The 14,398-nt window shown below is 50.0% G+C and carries 18 protein-coding genes and 1 riboswitch; of the genes, 13 read left to right on the top strand and 5 right to left on the bottom strand.

Features of this window, described 5'->3' with window-relative positions; all coding sequences use genetic code 11:
- Window positions 1–22: 22 nt before the first annotated feature.
- The 5 genes from thiM to ACLU9Q_RS00320 all read left to right on the top strand — a co-directional run bounded on the left by thiM (window position 23) and on the right by ACLU9Q_RS00320 (window position 4,266).
- Complete coding sequence (thiM, locus tag ACLU9Q_RS00340) at window positions 23–847, top strand: hydroxyethylthiazole kinase (RefSeq protein WP_412624505.1); 825 nt, start codon at window positions 23–25, stop codon at window positions 845–847.
- Window positions 834–1,481 (top strand): thiamine phosphate synthase, encoded by a 648-nt coding sequence (thiE, locus tag ACLU9Q_RS00335; protein WP_412624504.1) that lies wholly within the window; start codon window positions 834–836, stop codon window positions 1,479–1,481. The genes thiM and thiE overlap by 14 nt, the downstream gene beginning before the upstream one ends.
- Before the next feature lie 194 nt (window positions 1,482–1,675).
- Window positions 1,676–2,494 (top strand): bifunctional hydroxymethylpyrimidine kinase/phosphomethylpyrimidine kinase, encoded by an 819-nt coding sequence (gene thiD / locus ACLU9Q_RS00330; RefSeq protein WP_296834825.1) that lies wholly within the window; start codon window positions 1,676–1,678, stop codon window positions 2,492–2,494.
- A 120-nt stretch (window positions 2,495–2,614) separates the two neighbouring features.
- Window positions 2,615–3,889 carry an adenylosuccinate synthase gene (locus tag ACLU9Q_RS00325; RefSeq protein ID WP_296834823.1) on the top strand — a complete coding sequence of 425 codons (1,275 nt, stop codon included), beginning with the start codon at window positions 2,615–2,617 and terminating at the stop codon, window positions 3,887–3,889.
- 134 nt (window positions 3,890–4,023) lie between these two features.
- Window positions 4,024–4,266 carry a helix-turn-helix domain-containing protein gene (locus tag ACLU9Q_RS00320; RefSeq protein ID WP_296834821.1) on the top strand — a complete coding sequence of 81 codons (243 nt, stop codon included), beginning with the start codon at window positions 4,024–4,026 and terminating at the stop codon, window positions 4,264–4,266.
- A gap of 60 nt (window positions 4,267–4,326) precedes the next feature.
- Here the strand turns inward: ACLU9Q_RS00320 and ACLU9Q_RS00315 are convergent, their stop codons facing one another.
- Genes ACLU9Q_RS00315 through ACLU9Q_RS00305 form a run of 3 tightly spaced genes read right to left on the bottom strand, consistent with a single transcriptional unit; the run spans window position 4,327 to window position 6,024 of the window.
- Window positions 4,327–4,926: an HAD family hydrolase gene (locus ACLU9Q_RS00315; protein WP_296834819.1), complete on the bottom strand. Its 600-nt coding sequence runs from the start codon at window positions 4,924–4,926 to the stop codon at window positions 4,327–4,329.
- A complete protein-coding gene (locus ACLU9Q_RS00310) occupies window positions 4,919–5,143 on the bottom strand; it encodes a hypothetical protein (protein WP_296834816.1) in 225 nt (74 codons plus the stop codon). Before ACLU9Q_RS00310 ends, ACLU9Q_RS00315 begins: the two co-directional genes overlap by 8 nt.
- The gene (locus ACLU9Q_RS00305; RefSeq protein ID WP_296834814.1) at window positions 5,140–6,024 is read right to left on the bottom strand and encodes a LysR family transcriptional regulator; all 885 of its coding nucleotides are present in this window, start codon (window positions 6,022–6,024) and stop codon (window positions 5,140–5,142) included. Before ACLU9Q_RS00305 ends, ACLU9Q_RS00310 begins: the two co-directional genes overlap by 4 nt.
- A 166-nt stretch (window positions 6,025–6,190) precedes the next feature.
- On the opposite strand from ACLU9Q_RS00305, the gene lysA reads away from it, so the two are divergent.
- The 3 genes from lysA to thiT all read left to right on the top strand — a co-directional run bounded on the left by lysA (window position 6,191) and on the right by thiT (window position 8,928).
- Window positions 6,191–7,459 carry a diaminopimelate decarboxylase gene (gene lysA / locus ACLU9Q_RS00300; RefSeq protein WP_296834812.1) on the top strand — a complete coding sequence of 423 codons (1,269 nt, stop codon included), beginning with the start codon at window positions 6,191–6,193 and terminating at the stop codon, window positions 7,457–7,459.
- 14 nt (window positions 7,460–7,473) lie between these two features.
- The gene (locus ACLU9Q_RS00295) at window positions 7,474–8,010 is read left to right on the top strand and encodes a phosphohydrolase (protein ID WP_296834811.1); all 537 of its coding nucleotides are present in this window, start codon (window positions 7,474–7,476) and stop codon (window positions 8,008–8,010) included.
- 114 nt (window positions 8,011–8,124) lie between these two features.
- Window positions 8,125–8,225, top strand: a riboswitch (TPP riboswitch).
- Between the two features lie 37 nt (window positions 8,226–8,262).
- Window positions 8,263–8,928: an energy-coupled thiamine transporter ThiT gene (gene thiT, locus ACLU9Q_RS00290; protein ID WP_296834809.1), complete on the top strand. Its 666-nt coding sequence runs from the start codon at window positions 8,263–8,265 to the stop codon at window positions 8,926–8,928.
- Between the two features lie 60 nt (window positions 8,929–8,988).
- Here the strand turns inward: thiT and ACLU9Q_RS00285 are convergent, their stop codons facing one another.
- Window positions 8,989–9,678 (bottom strand): hypothetical protein, encoded by a 690-nt coding sequence (locus ACLU9Q_RS00285; RefSeq protein WP_296834807.1) that lies wholly within the window; start codon window positions 9,676–9,678, stop codon window positions 8,989–8,991.
- A 175-nt stretch (window positions 9,679–9,853) separates the two neighbouring features.
- Here ACLU9Q_RS00285 and ACLU9Q_RS00280 point away from each other — a divergent pair, with 175 nt between their 5' ends.
- From ACLU9Q_RS00280 to ACLU9Q_RS00260, 5 genes are all read left to right on the top strand, one after another.
- Entirely contained in the window at window positions 9,854–10,747 is an 894-nt protein-coding gene (locus tag ACLU9Q_RS00280) for a DMT family transporter (RefSeq protein WP_296834805.1), read from the top strand.
- Between the two features lies 1 nt (window position 10,748).
- A complete protein-coding gene (locus tag ACLU9Q_RS00275) occupies window positions 10,749–11,414 on the top strand; it encodes a YkgJ family cysteine cluster protein (RefSeq protein ID WP_296834803.1) in 666 nt (221 codons plus the stop codon).
- A gap of 62 nt (window positions 11,415–11,476) precedes the next feature.
- A complete protein-coding gene (locus ACLU9Q_RS00270) occupies window positions 11,477–11,671 on the top strand; it encodes a DUF6472 family protein (protein WP_412624503.1) in 195 nt (64 codons plus the stop codon).
- A gap of 79 nt (window positions 11,672–11,750) precedes the next feature.
- Window positions 11,751–12,722, top strand: a complete 972-nt coding sequence (locus ACLU9Q_RS00265; RefSeq protein ID WP_296834798.1) for a dipeptidase — start codon at window positions 11,751–11,753, stop codon at window positions 12,720–12,722.
- A 29-nt stretch (window positions 12,723–12,751) separates the two neighbouring features.
- Window positions 12,752–13,552 carry a hypothetical protein gene (locus ACLU9Q_RS00260; RefSeq protein ID WP_296834796.1) on the top strand — a complete coding sequence of 267 codons (801 nt, stop codon included), beginning with the start codon at window positions 12,752–12,754 and terminating at the stop codon, window positions 13,550–13,552.
- Here the strand turns inward: ACLU9Q_RS00260 and ACLU9Q_RS00255 are convergent.
- The gene (locus ACLU9Q_RS00255) at window positions 13,534–14,145 is read right to left on the bottom strand and encodes an SGNH/GDSL hydrolase family protein (protein ID WP_296834794.1); all 612 of its coding nucleotides are present in this window, start codon (window positions 14,143–14,145) and stop codon (window positions 13,534–13,536) included. The two genes, ACLU9Q_RS00260 and ACLU9Q_RS00255, sit on opposite strands and share 19 nt — an antisense overlap.
- Between the last annotated feature and the right edge of the window lie 253 nt (window positions 14,146–14,398).

The following is a 14,398-nucleotide window of genomic DNA, read 5'->3' as shown; positions in this document are numbered from 1 at the left end:
GAAGAAAAAGGAGAATGGGAAAATGCTTGAAAAAATGCTGGAAAATGTGAGAGAAAAAATGCCGCTGATACATAACATCACAAATTATGTGACAGTAAATGACTGCGCAAATATTCTGCTGGCATGCGGGGGCTCGCCAATTATGGCGGATGATATCGGAGAAGTGGAGGAAATCACTTCCATCTGCGGCGGATTAAATATTAATATTGGAACGCTGAACGAGCGCACGATCCGTTCCATGCTTGCAGCAGGGAAAAAGGCAAATGAGCTGGGCCATCCGGTGATTCTTGACCCGGTCGGAGCGGGGGCGTCCTCACTTCGCACAAATACGGCATACACATTGCTGGAGAAAGTGAAATTCAGCGTTATCCGCGGAAATATTTCAGAAATTAAAACGCTTGCTTTGGGAGGCGGAACGACAAAGGGCGTGGATGCGGATGTTGCGGATAGAGTGACCGACGAGACGCTGGATTCTGTGATCGCCTTTGCAAAAGAGTTTTCGAAAAAAACAGGTGCCGTGATTGCAATTACCGGAGTGATCGATATCGTTGCGGATGCACAAAAAGCGTATGTGATCAGAAACGGTGTGCCCGTCATGTCTCAGATTACCGGAAGCGGATGTATGCTGACCGCGATGACGGCAGCGTATATCACGGCAAATCCGCAGGAGATTCTGGAAGCCGCAGCTGCCGCAGTGTGCGCGATGGGACTGTGCGGGGAGAAGGCATATGAGGTAATGAAAAAGAACAATGCCGGTAATTCCAGCTTTCGAAACTATCTGATCGATGAGATTTATAAATTAGACGGCGCAGCGCTGAAGGAAGGTGCAAAATATGAAATCCGTTAGGGATACGATGCGTCTGTACGCGGTAACAGACAGAATGTGGCTGAATGGACGCAGACTCTGCGAGGTCATCGAGGAGGCTTTAAAGGGTGGTGCAACGATGCTGCAGCTCCGGGAAAAGGAGCTTTCCAGTGAAGAATTTTTACGGGAAGCGAAAGAAATCAAAAAAGTATGTGAGAAGTATCAGGTTCCTTTCATTATCAATGATAACGTGGAAGTGGCAGCGGCGTGTAATGCGGATGGCGTTCATGTAGGGCAGGGCGACATGGATGCCCTGCAAGTCCGGGAAAGGATCGGCAGTCAGAAGATCCTTGGCGTATCGGCGCAGACGGTGGAACAGGCGCTGCTCGCAGAAAAAATGGGAGCGGATTATCTTGGAGTAGGAGCGGTTTTTACAACATCTACAAAAAGTGATGCGGATTTCGTGCCCTATGAGGAGTTGAAGGCAATCTGCCAGGCTGTATCGATCCCGGTCTGCGCGATCGGTGGGATATATAAAAATAATATGATGCAGCTTGCCGGCTCCGGCGTTGATGGCGTGGCGCTGGTTTCCGCTATTTTTGCGGCGGATCATATTGAAGCGGAGTGCCGTGAGCTGCGTGCGCTGTCAGAGAAAATGACTGCCGCCCGAAAATAGATGCTGTGGGAAACGGATGCTGCAGAGGAGAGAAGCTGCCTGCATGCGGAAACGGATGCTGCAGAGGAGAGAAACTGCCTGCATGGAGAAACATACTGCAGAGGAGAGAAACTGCCCGCATGCAGAAATATGTTGCAAAGGATAAAGGCTGCCCGCATAAAGGAATATGCGGCAGGTATGACAGAGGAGGAAAAATGACAGCGAAAGTGCTTACGATAGCAGGCTCCGACTGCAGCGGCGGAGCCGGGATCCAGGCGGATCTGAAAACAATGATGGCACATAATGTCTATGGGATGAGCGTTATTACCGCATTGACCGCACAGAATACGACGGGAGTTTACGGGATAGTGAATACCCCGCCGGAATTTGTCGCACAGCAGATAGATTGTGTTTTCCGTGATATTCGCCCCGATGCTGTAAAAATAGGTATGGTATCGGATAGCGGGATCATTGAGGCGATTGCCGAAAAGCTGGTGCAGTATCAGGCGGAAAATATTGTGATCGACCCGGTAATGGTGTCGACCAGCGGTCATAGATTAATGAGTGAAAAAGCAATGCAGGTATTCACGAAAAAGCTGCTGCCGCTCGGAAAGATTATTACGCCGAATATCCCGGAAGCAGAGGTACTTTATCAATATGAGAATGTACGTGGTTTTCGGATCGAATGTGAAAATGATATGAGACAAGCCGCAGAAAGAATTGCACAAAGGTATGACGGTGCGCTGCTAATCAAGGGCGGACATCTTCCGGGTGACGCGGCAGACCTGCTCTATGAAAACGGAAAATTCAGCTGGCTGCGAACAGAGCGTGTCAGCAATCCGAACACGCATGGAACAGGCTGCACGCTCTCTTCCGCGATTGCCTGCAGTCTTGCAAAGGGAAAAACCGTTTATGAGAGCGTATATGCCGCAAAAGAATATGTGACAGGAGCGCTGCGGGCAGGATTGGATCTCGGCAAAGGCTCCGGTCCGCTTGCACATCATTATAAAACCTGCGGCTGTGAATCAGGATAAACCCTCGGCTGTGAATCATAACAAATTAGTAGACGTATTACTTGCGTTTCCGGGATAGTTGTAGTATAATGTCTGCGGATAATGACGGGCATAAGCGCCTGAAGAACGGAGGTACTATTTATGGTACAGGCAGTAGTAGGAGCAAATTGGGGAGACGAGGGAAAAGGCAAGATCACAGATATGCTTGCCGAAAAAGCAGATATTATTGTACGCTTTCAGGGCGGCGCAAACGCAGGACATACCATTGTAAATGATTATGGGAAATTTGCACTGCATACGCTGCCATCCGGCGTGTTTTACGGACACACTACCAGCATTATCGGAAATGGTGTCGCGCTGAACATTCCGGTGCTGTTTCATGAGATAAAAAGCATTGTAGACCGCGGAGTTCCGACGCCGAAGATTCTGGTGTCAGACCGTGCGCAGATGGTGATGTCCTATCATATTCTGCAGGATCAGTATGAGGAAGAGCGTCTGGCAGGGAAATCCTTTGGCTCCACGAAGTCCGGGATTGCACCGTTCTACTCGGATAAATATGCCAAGATCGGGTTTCAGGTAAGCGAGTTGTTTGATGAAGAGCTGCTGAAAGAGAAAGTATACCGCATCTGTGAGCAGAAAAACGTTATTTTCGAGCACCTCTATCACAAACCGGCAATTAAGCCGGAGGAACTGTTAGAGGAGCTGCATTCTTATCGTGAGATGATTGCGCCCTATGTGTGCGATACCTCCGCGTTCCTCTGGAATGCGATCAGGGAAGGAAAGAACATATTGCTGGAGGGGCAGCTTGGTTCCCTGAAAGATCCGGACCATGGTATTTATCCGATGGTTACTTCGTCCTCCACGCTGGCGGCGTACGGTGCGATCGGAGCAGGTATCCCGCCCTATGAGATCAAACAGATCGTTACTGTGGTAAAAGCATATTCCAGCGCAGTCGGAGCGGGGGCATTTGTCAGCGAGATTTTTGGAGAGGAAGCGGATGAGCTGCGCCGCAGAGGCGGAGACGGCGGAGAATATGGCGCCACTACAGGCAGACCGCGTCGTATGGGATGGTTCGACTGTGTTGCATCTAAGTATGGATGCCGTCTGCAGGGAACGACGGATGTGGCGTTTACGGTGCTGGATGTTCTCGGCTATCTGGATGAGATTCCGGTATGCGTAGGATATGAGATCGACGGAGAGGTGACGACTGATTTCCCGACAACACCGAAGCTTGAGAAGGCAAAACCGGTATTAAAGAAACTGCCGGGATGGAAAACAGATATCCGCGGAATCAAAACATACGAAGAACTGCCGGAGAACTGCCGGAAATATATTGAGTTTATAGAAAAGGAAATTGGTTTCCCGATCACCATGATCTCAAACGGACCGAGCAGAAGCGATATTATTTATCGGTAATTTGCACATAGTACAACATAATATATGTAAAAAACGAAATAGACGAAAAATGACTAGGGAATGCGCTGCAAGTCCTTGCAGACGGATTTTGACTGTTTTATAATGTTTGGCAGATGCAAAGGAGCCGGGACATTATGAAAGAGTATAAGAGAATTCGGGAATTGCGTGAAGATAAAGAACTCACACAGGAAAAGATGGCGCGTAAACTGAATATCACACAGCGGACATATAGCCGTTATGAAAATGCCGACAGTATGCTTCCACTGGACATACTGGTGAAGCTTGCGGATATTCACGATGTGAGCACAGATTATCTTCTGGAACGGACGAATATACGAAAGCGTTATCCCAGAGACAATGAAACGGAACAAAAATGATATAAAAAACAGCCGGGAACCGAAATGGTACCTGGCTGTTTTTGTGATATGTGAGAAGTACTAATTGTTACTTATTGCTAATCGCGCAAGCACGTCCTCCGGCGAGGTAAAGACCTCCGCCTGCAGCCCCATCTCCCGTGCCGCCAGCACATTTGCCCGGTTGTCGTCGAAGAAGATCGCTTCCTCCGGGCAGATGTCAAAGCGCCTGCAGACTTCCGCGTAGATCCAGCGGTTGGGTTTGACCATCTGTACCTCGTAGGAGAACAGACCGCCGTCCATCAGAGAAATAAAATCCAGAGCGTCTGCTGTCTGCTCGCGTCCGTATTCCCCGTAATTGGAGAGATAATACAGACGGTATCCGTCAGCGCGCAGCTTTTTCAGCAGCGGCTTTGTATAGGAAAACTGCCAGATTGTTTTGTGCAGATCTGTGATCAGACGGCGGATGTCTTCTGCATATTGCGGAGCGTGGCTGATAAAGCGCTGTGTGACCTCTTCTACCGTCAGCACGCCGCGATCCATCTCGTTCCAGTCAGTGTGGCGGTAGACGGCATCGGCAAGAATCTCGTATTTTTCCGCGGAAAAGCCGTAGGACTTCAAACTGGTCTGCCAGTCGTAGGCGGCAAGCACATTTCCGATATCAAAAATAACCGTGTTAATCATCAGATTTTTCCCCACTTTCGTCGTCATGCTTCAATACGCGATACATCAGATTGTAGGCATAAAGAAGTACCGGCAGGATGATGGTCATGCCGAGACAGATTTTAAACATATCATACGCCCAGGGGCTGTCGATCAGCGCAAAGATAAGGGTGGCGGCGTACAGGATTACCAGCAGGACGGCGCCTGCCAGCGCGAGGATTCTTTTTGTTTTTTTCATACAGTATCCTCCGTGCTGACGCCGACGCTTTCCAGAAAGAGGTTAAGCGCATGGTCGTCCAGCTTGCTTTCCGGGACTACGATGTGATTCTGGATGGTCGGCGCCTCAAAATCAAGCAACGGGATCGCGGTCAGCAGGCCTTCCTCCAGATGCTTCTGCACAAGCGTGCGCGGAAGGAAGGTATAACCGATTCCGTCCAGCAGGTATGGCAGCAGATGCGTCAGCTTGTCAATCTCGAAGGGGAAGGAATAATTTTTCGGGAACATATCGCGGATAAAAGTGCCGTTGTCCTGGATCATGAAATCACAGTACAGATAGTGCAGATCCGGAAGCTGCGCCTGGCGGATGCCGTCCTTATATTCCTCGTGGACAGGCGAGGTGACAAGCACCAGATCGTCTGTGTGAAACGGCATACAAACGAAACCGGCTTTTTTCAGCGGAATATAGGTGAATACCAGATCAAGCGTGCCGTCCTGCAGCATACGCAGCAGGGTACCGGAATGGTCGATGATTACCTTAAGCGAGATATCCGTGTGATTGCGAATGTAATCTCTGACAGGCTGTCCGAGGTAACAGTCGTACACGGTATTCACGGTACCGATGCGCAGGGTTTCGGAAAAGGTGTGGAGCATACTTAATTCTTCGATCGCGGAAGCTTCCAGAGCAACGATGCGCTTTGCGTAGCTCAGGAAATGCAGTCCTTCCTCCGTCAGCTCGACGTTTTTGCGGTTGCGGATAAAAAGCTTTTTGCCAAGACCTTTTTCCAGCTCCATGATGCGGTTGGTGACCGTTGATTGTACGATATAATAACGGTCGGCGGTCTGGGTAAAATTCTTCAGTTCAGATAATGTGATAAATGTTTTTAAATTCTCAATATTCATAGGAACCTCTTATCGAAATAGTGAATCAGCATTTTCGTAAAATTCATTATACAAATTTTATCTCCATCGCTATAATAAGTCAAGAGGAATTCAGACAGATATGCGTATTTAAGGGTTGCTGTGAACAGTAACATTTAAGGCGCAGATAGCAGGAGGAAGAATGCGAATGAATAAAGTATACACAAAGGTAACGGACACTTTAAATTTTTTTGAGGGACATGATCCGGTGGATCTGGCAAAAGAATACCAGACGCCGCTGTATATATATAATGAAAGGATTCTGCGGCAGCGCTGCCGCGATCTGAAAAACATGGTGACCTACCCGAATTTTGTGGTGGATTACTCTGCAAAGGCAAATTGCAATCTGGCGTTTCTGCAGGTAGTAAAATCTGAGGGACTGGAGGTAGACGCCATGTCTCCGGGGGAGATTTACGTGGAGCGGGCGGCAGGATTTGCGCCGGAGGAGATTTTCTATATCGGAAATAATGTATCCGCAGAGGAAATGCAGTATGCGATCGACGCCGGAGTGCGCGTCAGCGTCGATTCTTTAAGCCAGCTTGAGCAGTACGGACAGCTTGCGCCGGGCGGCGAGGTTGCCGTGCGCTTCAATCCGGGCGTTGGCGCCGGGCATCACGAGAAGGTGGTGACGGCGGGGAAAAAGACAAAGTTTGGCATTGAGCCGAAGTACATCCCGCAGGTAAAAGAGCTGCTGGAAAAATATCATCTGAAGCTGATCGGCATTAATCAGCACATCGGTTCCCTTTTTATGACGGGAGACGCGTTCACTGCGAGCATCACAGCGCTGTTTGACATTGCAAAGCAGTTTTCGGATCTGGAGTTTATTGACATGGGAGGCGGCTTTGGCATTCCTTACAAAAAAGAAGAGGGCGAGGCTCCGCTGGATCTGAAGGATCTTGGCTCTGCGATGGATAAGGCGCTCTGGCAGTTCGCAGAGGAGTACGGCAAGCAGGTGATTTTCCGCATCGAGCCGGGACGCTATATTTCCGCGGAATGCAGTGTGATCCTCTCTGAGGTACACTCCGTGAAGTATAACCACGACCAGAAGTTTGTCGGCTGCGACTGCGGCTTCAATGTGCTGCAGCGTCCGATTATGTATGATTCTTATCATGGAATCGAGGTGTATCGCGGCTCGGATGTGAAATCGGAAGAGACGGAGCCGGTGACGGTAGTCGGCAACATCTGCGAGAGCGGAGATATCCTGGCAAAGGGACGTGTGCTCCCGGAAATCTTTAAAGGGGATATTCTGGGAATCCTTGACGCCGGAGCTTACGGTTTTACGATGGCTTCGAATTATAACAACCGTCTGCGCCCGGCGGAGGTGATGCTGCGTGAGAACGGCGAGGTTGTGCTGATCCGGGAACGCGAGGAATTAGAGGATCTTATGCGGCATATGATACCGTTAAAGAATGTTTAAAGACAGAGGTTTTTATGGCTGATTACATTACAACATACTCAAAAATTCATTTTACTCCGCTGGCGCCGCGGGCGGAGGAGATTGAGATAGCGGATATTGCGCATCCGCTGTCCTTTCTCACGCGGGCAAACGGACATTTTCCGCAGTTTTATTCGGTGGGACAGCATTGTATCCAATGTGCGAAGGAAGCGAAGGCGCGTGGATACAATGACCGTCTGGTGCTGGCGTGCCTGCTGCACGACGCCAGCGAAGCTTATCTTTCCGATATTACCCGCCCGGTAAAGAAAAATCTGTCCGGCTACCGGGAGGCGGAAAAGGTTCTGCAGGACGCGATCTATCAGAAATTTCTTGGAAGCGTACCGGATGCGGAGGAAGAAAAGCGTATTAAAAATATAGACGATACCTGCCTGTATTTTGAATTCCTGCATTTTGCCGGGGAAAAGCTCTATGAGCAGCCGGGAGAAATGCTGTCGGAGCCGGATTTTTCGCTGCGGCCGTTTGCGGAAGTGGAGGCGGAATTTCGGAAAATATTTGCGGACATCCACGGATGATCCACAGCCCTTGCAATGATTTTTGCAAGCTGATTTGTAATGATTTTTGCGATCTGACGCTTGACATTTGAGCGTCCGGTGGTACAATGGATGAGAAATGACAACTGCATAGCATTTTTATGCTAGGGGAGCCTTTGGCTGAGAAAGCACTGCGGTGCTGACCCTCACTACTTGAACCGGGTAATACCGGCGTAAGGAAGCAAACTACCGAAGAAGCTCCTCCTGTCAAATTTTATTTAAGGAGGTTTTTTTATGTCATTTTTTGTAACAGAGGTGGAGGGAGAATTGCTCCTTACCACAGCAGGAAAGGTTGGAACGGCTGTAATCCTGGCGGCGCTCCTCATCGCGGCGGCGGTGGTTGCTGCAAAAACAGGCGGCGGAAAGAAGAAAGGCGGCACGAAGCAGCTTGTATTCTGCGCGATGGCGATGGCGCTCGCGATGGTGACGTCCATGCTGAAGGTGTATGAGTTCCCGTTCGGCGGTTCTGTAACGCTTTTCAGTATGCTGTTCATCTGTCTGATCGGTTATCTCTATGGTCCGGCAACGGGCATCATGACCGGCATGGCATACGGCGTCCTGCAGTTTCTGGTAGGTCCGTACATCCTGTCTCCGGCGCAGGTACTGGTGGATTATCCGCTGGCATTCGGTGCGCTCGGAATTTCCGGATTTTTCTGCAACGCAAAGGGAGGTCTTGTGAAGGGATACATAGCCGGCATTATTGGACGCTGGGTATTTGCGGTGATCTCCGGATGGATTTTCTTTGGAGAATATGCCTGGGAAGGCTGGGGTGCGCTGCCGTATTCGATGGCGTATAATGCCTGCTACATCTTTGCGGAGGGAATTGTAACGGTAATCATTCTGTGCATTCCGGCAGTCGCAAAGGCACTTGGACAGGTAAAACAAATGGCGAATAACTAATGCATAAAAAACGCCCGGCGCGATGCCGGGCACTTTTGTTTTTTGTACATGCTTTACAAATTAATTTGTGATACAGACGTGATTGTCATAAAGGCTTCCTTTCGGGAAGGAGTAACCGCAGGTCGGACACTGAATATATTCGGTTCCCTGCGGATTACCAAGCTCCGCGTTTTCAGCTGCAATATGCGCTGCATAGGAGCCGTCCGATACGGTGAACCACTGATAGCAGTAACCGCATTGCTGCGAATCATCAACAGGATCCGCGGGAGCATCGGTCTGCGGGGCGTCTGTCTGCGGAGCATCGGTCTGCTGGTTTACAGGCGGCGTATCGCCGTAACCATACATATCGGCCCAGGCCTTTTCCTGCGCTACATGAACGGAGTAAACCGTTGTGCCGTCACCGTTTGGAGCGGTGGAAATCTGCTGATAGCAGTACGGGCACTGTTCGGTACCGTAGCTTCCCGCATTTGTCTGTGCAGTGGTTTCGGTCTGTGCGGCAGTGTTTTTTGTAGTTGTTGATGGTTTTGTAGTACTTGCTTTTATGGTTGTTTTTTTCTCTGTGCCCGTGGCCGCTTTCTGGGTTTCTTTTTCGGTCGTTTTTTCCGTCTCTTTTTCGGTTTCGGACTCGGATTCCGTTTCGGAAACGGTCTGAGTCTCGCTCTCTGTTTCGTCTGCCTTTTTGCGGCAGCCGGTAAGACTCAGCAGCCCGCAAAGCGCCAGCAAAAGCAACAGTCTGCTTTTCTTTAACATGATTTTCCCCTCCTGTATTTTATCATAAAATATTTGAGAATCAGAATAACATGTTGCCTGTATGCGCCTATCTTATCACTTTGTCCCAAAAAAATCAACAAGGAATGTTTGGGATGATCTAATTGACGAAGTACCCGATTTGTAGTATAAAGAGTAGGAGAAAGAGGGGGAGGATATGAACCGTAATTTTCGCGGAACGATCTGTACGATGACAGGCGCGGTACTCTGGGGATTTTCGGGAGCATGCGGTCAATATTTATTTACAAATTACCAGGTCGATTCAGGCTGGCTGACAGCGGTGAGAATGCTGACGGCAGGCGTTCTTCTGACACTTTTTATTTTTGTGAAGCAGAGAGCGCGTGCGGTCGGTATCTGGAAAAACAGGCGTGATGCCGCGCAGGTAGTAATTTTTGCGATCTGTGGTCTGTTGTTCTGCCAGTATGCTTATCTGACGGCGATCTCTTATTCAAACGCCGGGACCGCGACGGTGCTGCAGTATCTCGGCCCTGTGCTGATCATGATCCTGGTGTGCCTGCGGATGCGCCGGCTGCCGACGGCGCGGGAAATATCCGCGGTGATCCTGGCGGTACTCGGTACCTTTCTGCTTGCGACACACGGGAATCTTTCTGCTATGGTGCTTACGAAAAAGGGACTGGCATGGGGATTGATCGCGGCAGTCAGTCTGGCGTGCTATACACTGCTTCCGGCACGCATTATTCCAAAGTGGGGAAGTATGGTGGTTACCGGTTATGGAATGCTGATCGGCGGTGCGGCGCTCGCCTGCGCTATCCGCATCTGGGAGATCCCGGTAAACCTGGATATGCGTGGCTGGCTTGCGGTTGGCGGTGTGGCCATAGTGGGTACGCTGATCGCATACACGCTGTATCTGCAGGGCGTCGGAGACATAGGACCGGTGAAGGCAAGTATGCTGTCGAGTATTGAACCGGTATCGGCGACACTGCTCTCGGTATTCTGGCTTGGAAGTTCTTTTGAGACGATAGATCTCATAGGATTTGTGTGTATCATGGCGACGGTATTTCTGCTTACCCGAAAGAGAGACGGAGAATGACATGAAACGAGAAGTTTTAGAGAGCGATCTGAAAAAATTATATTCGGCGAACGATATGGCGAAAATCGGCTGCGGAGGCTGTAAGGGTTGCTGGGACTGCTGTACGGGTATGGGAGAGTCCATTGTGCTTGATCCTATGGATATCTGGCGTCTGGAAAAGGGGCTGCACACCAGCTTTTCCGGTTTGATGGAGCGCTGTCTGGAGCTGCATCCGGTAGACGGCATTCTTCTTCCGAATCTTCGCATGGAGGGCGAGGCGGAACAGTGTCCGTTTTTAAATATGGAAAAACGCTGTGCGATCCACGCTTTTCGGCCGGGACTTTGCAGGATGTTTCCGCTGGGCCGTATCTATGAAAATGGAAGCTTTCGGTATTTTGTCCAGCAGCAGGAATGCCGGATACAGCCGAAAACAAAAGTGAAGATCAGTAAGTGGCTTGACATGGAACAATTGACTCAATATGAGACATTTGTTCTGGAGTGGCACAAGCTTCTTGAGGATGCCGGCGCGCTTTTGCTGTCACAGAATGATGAGCAGCTCACAAAAGATCTGAATGTTTATCTGTTGGAAAGCTTTTATCAGAAGCCGTATGACGGACGGGATTTTTATGTGCAGTTTGCGGAAAGGCTGCGATATATGAGGAAACTGATGGAGATTCTTGGAAGGTAATGCACAGAAGAAAGGCGGTCCTTCGGAGCGTATCCGGGCAGGCTGTGTCAGATAGGATGAAAATGGAGGAATTATGGCATATGGGCGGAACATGTGAGAACTGCACATATTATACTTATGACGACGATTATGAGAGCTATGTCTGCGACATTAATATGGATGAGGACGAATATGTCCGGCTGATGTCTGACAGCCATTATCGCTGCCCGTACTATCGCAACGGCGATGAGTATGCAGTGGTAAGAAAACAGTGCTGACGGAGAGCGGGACGCTGCAAAATGATCGTGGAGACGATGCCGGGGCAAAGCAGCCCGGCAAAATCGCGGAGGGGTTATTATGAGATATCTTGATCTGCACAGCGATACCATCACGATGCTTCATTATCCGAAGGAAAATCTTGCGGACAATGAGCGGATGGTGTCGATTTCAAAAATGCAGGAGGGCGGTACGTGGATACAGTGTTTTTCTGCGTTTGTACCGACCGGCTATTTTCCGCATCTCTGCCGGGATGCATTTACATGGAAAAGGTTTTGTGATATTGCCGATAAAAAAGACCGGCTGCTTGAAATTCATGAGGATGCTCTGACAATGGTCACATCGGGAACGGATATTGAGCGGCTGATGCAGAATCCGGAGAACGGGAAAATCGGTGTAATCTTCACCGGAGAGGATCTTGGCGTAATCGGCAGCGACCTGCGAAAACTGGATACGGTCTATCAGCGGGGCGTGCGCATCGCGACGCTTACCTGGAATCATGAGAACACGCTTGGCTTTCCGAACTCGGTAAAGCCGCAGGTGATGCAGAAGGGGCTGAAGCCCTTTGGGATTGAGGCGGTGGAGCGGATGAATGAGCTTGGCATGGTGATCGATGTTTCCCATCTGTCGGACGGGGGATTCCGGGATGTGGCGCGCATCAGCAAGAAGCCGTTTATTGCGTCACATTCTAACAGCAGGGAGATCACAGATCATCCGCGTAACCTTACGGATGCCATGATTAAGGCGATCGCCGAAAGCGGCGGTGTGATCGGATTGAATTTTGCACCTCATTTTCTGAGTGAGCGGGGAGAAAGCAGCCGTATCCGTGATATGCTTCAGCACATCCGGCATATCCGCAATGTAGGAGGCAGCGATGTACTTGCTCTTGGTACGGATTTCGACGGTATCAGCGGGCGGCTGGAGATCGACAGCCCGGCGAAAATGCCGCGGCTTTCACAGGTGCTGACGAAATGCGGGATGAAAGAAGCGGAGCAGGAAAAAATGTTTTACGGGAATGCCGTGCGAGTGCTCCGGGAAGTGTGGAAATCATAATAAAGGAACGGCAGAAAGGAAGAAAACAAATGAAAACAGAAGAACAAATGGACAAACAAAAAGCGATGCGTCTGGCGATGAACGGCAGGATGTGCCTGCTCTCATCGGGAATCATGATGATCTTTATTGCGGTGACAAATACCATGATGTACGGGATTAATATGTTTCTTGTTGCGATGGAGGCATCGAAGGGGACAGAGGAAATTGTTCAGATGCTGGCGGAGTCGGATATGACGATCACAATGGCAGTTATGATGGGTGTCTGCTTTATGCTGACGGCGGTTATGGAGATGTTTGCCGGCATCAGCGCTGTGCGTTTTGCAAACCGCGTAGACAGGGCTTTCCTTATGAAGAAAGTGGTATTTATTCTGCTGGGAGTAGAGGTCTTAATGGAGATCGTGCTGTTCTTTATGCGGTCGCTGAGCCTTGGAATGCTGTTCACGGCAATCGCCCTTCCACTGTTTATGTTCTGGGGTGTCACAAGACTGACAAAGCTGGCAAAGGCGGAACCGGATCGCGTCTATGCGGTTATGACAGAAAAACTGAAGGAGAAGCAGCGCCAGGAGCAGGCTGCGGCAAACGGAAAGAGCCTGCGTGAGCGTGCGATGATGAAAGCAGCGGAGCCGAAGCCGCAGGATTCGGCTGCATGGATGCGTGAGCCGGAGAATGCGCAGGAGACAGAGCAGGAGACGATGGGGACTGCGGAAAATGATGCTCCGGACGAACCGGAAAATATGGAGGAAGATGCGTCGGACGAACCGGAAAACGTGGAGGAAAATGCGCCGGACGAACCGGAAAATGTGGGGGAAGATCACATATCGCAGGTATAGTATGGCAGCAGACAAGCTGCGAGTATCCGATGACCTACTCCGGTAAGATGGATGCCGTCAGTGGTGACGGCACAATAGCCGAGCTCATGAGCTGCATCGTTTAAGATGTTCTGCAGCGGCACAAAGGAAATATTCAGATCTGCAGCAGCCTTTGCCATGATGGCTTCGGCTTCACGGACTGTCGGAAGCCAGGCGGCATATTCCTGTGGCTGCGGGAAAATAAAGGGGCCGAGGGCGAGTATGCGGGCGGATGTGCGGCTGGCAATCTCGCACAGAAGGTGCCGGTACTGCATGGAAAAATCCTGCGCCTGCAGGGAGACACCGGTATTCATGGCAACGCCGACATTGTTAATGCCGATCTGTACGGTGATATAGTCGGCAGCCTGCCAGACGGTATCCTGCCGCAGGCAGCGGAGCAGCGCAGCGGCTGTGAAGCCGTCAAATCCTTTATTATAGAAAGAGATTTCTGAAAAATGATTTTTGAGCTGTGCGGCGAGAAGGGAGACATAGCCGTCGCCCAGACCGCCGTTTGTTTGCTGCCACAGACGACCGGATGCGGTGATACTGTCCCCGAAAAAGTAAAATACGGGCATGATGGAAACCTCCGTTAAAGTAACATATAGAATAAGTATAGTGATAATCCGGGAAAAAATCAACCGATTACTGTTCACTTTGCGGTTACTGTGAACGACGTGAACCAATGTCATTTAGTTAAACAAGACATGTTAGAGAATCCCTGCCATAAAACAGCCCTATATTGGAATGATATGGGGATTTTACCAGCTGTACGAAGCTCTATAACCGGATATGTAGTACAATGGGAAGTTTTTGGGTATGGCAAACAGA

The organism is Marvinbryantia sp., assembly GCF_047017445.1.
In the GTDB taxonomy this organism is placed as follows: Bacteria; Bacillota; Clostridia; order Lachnospirales; family Lachnospiraceae; genus Marvinbryantia.
This window is presented reverse-complemented; position numbering and strand designations above follow the sequence as displayed.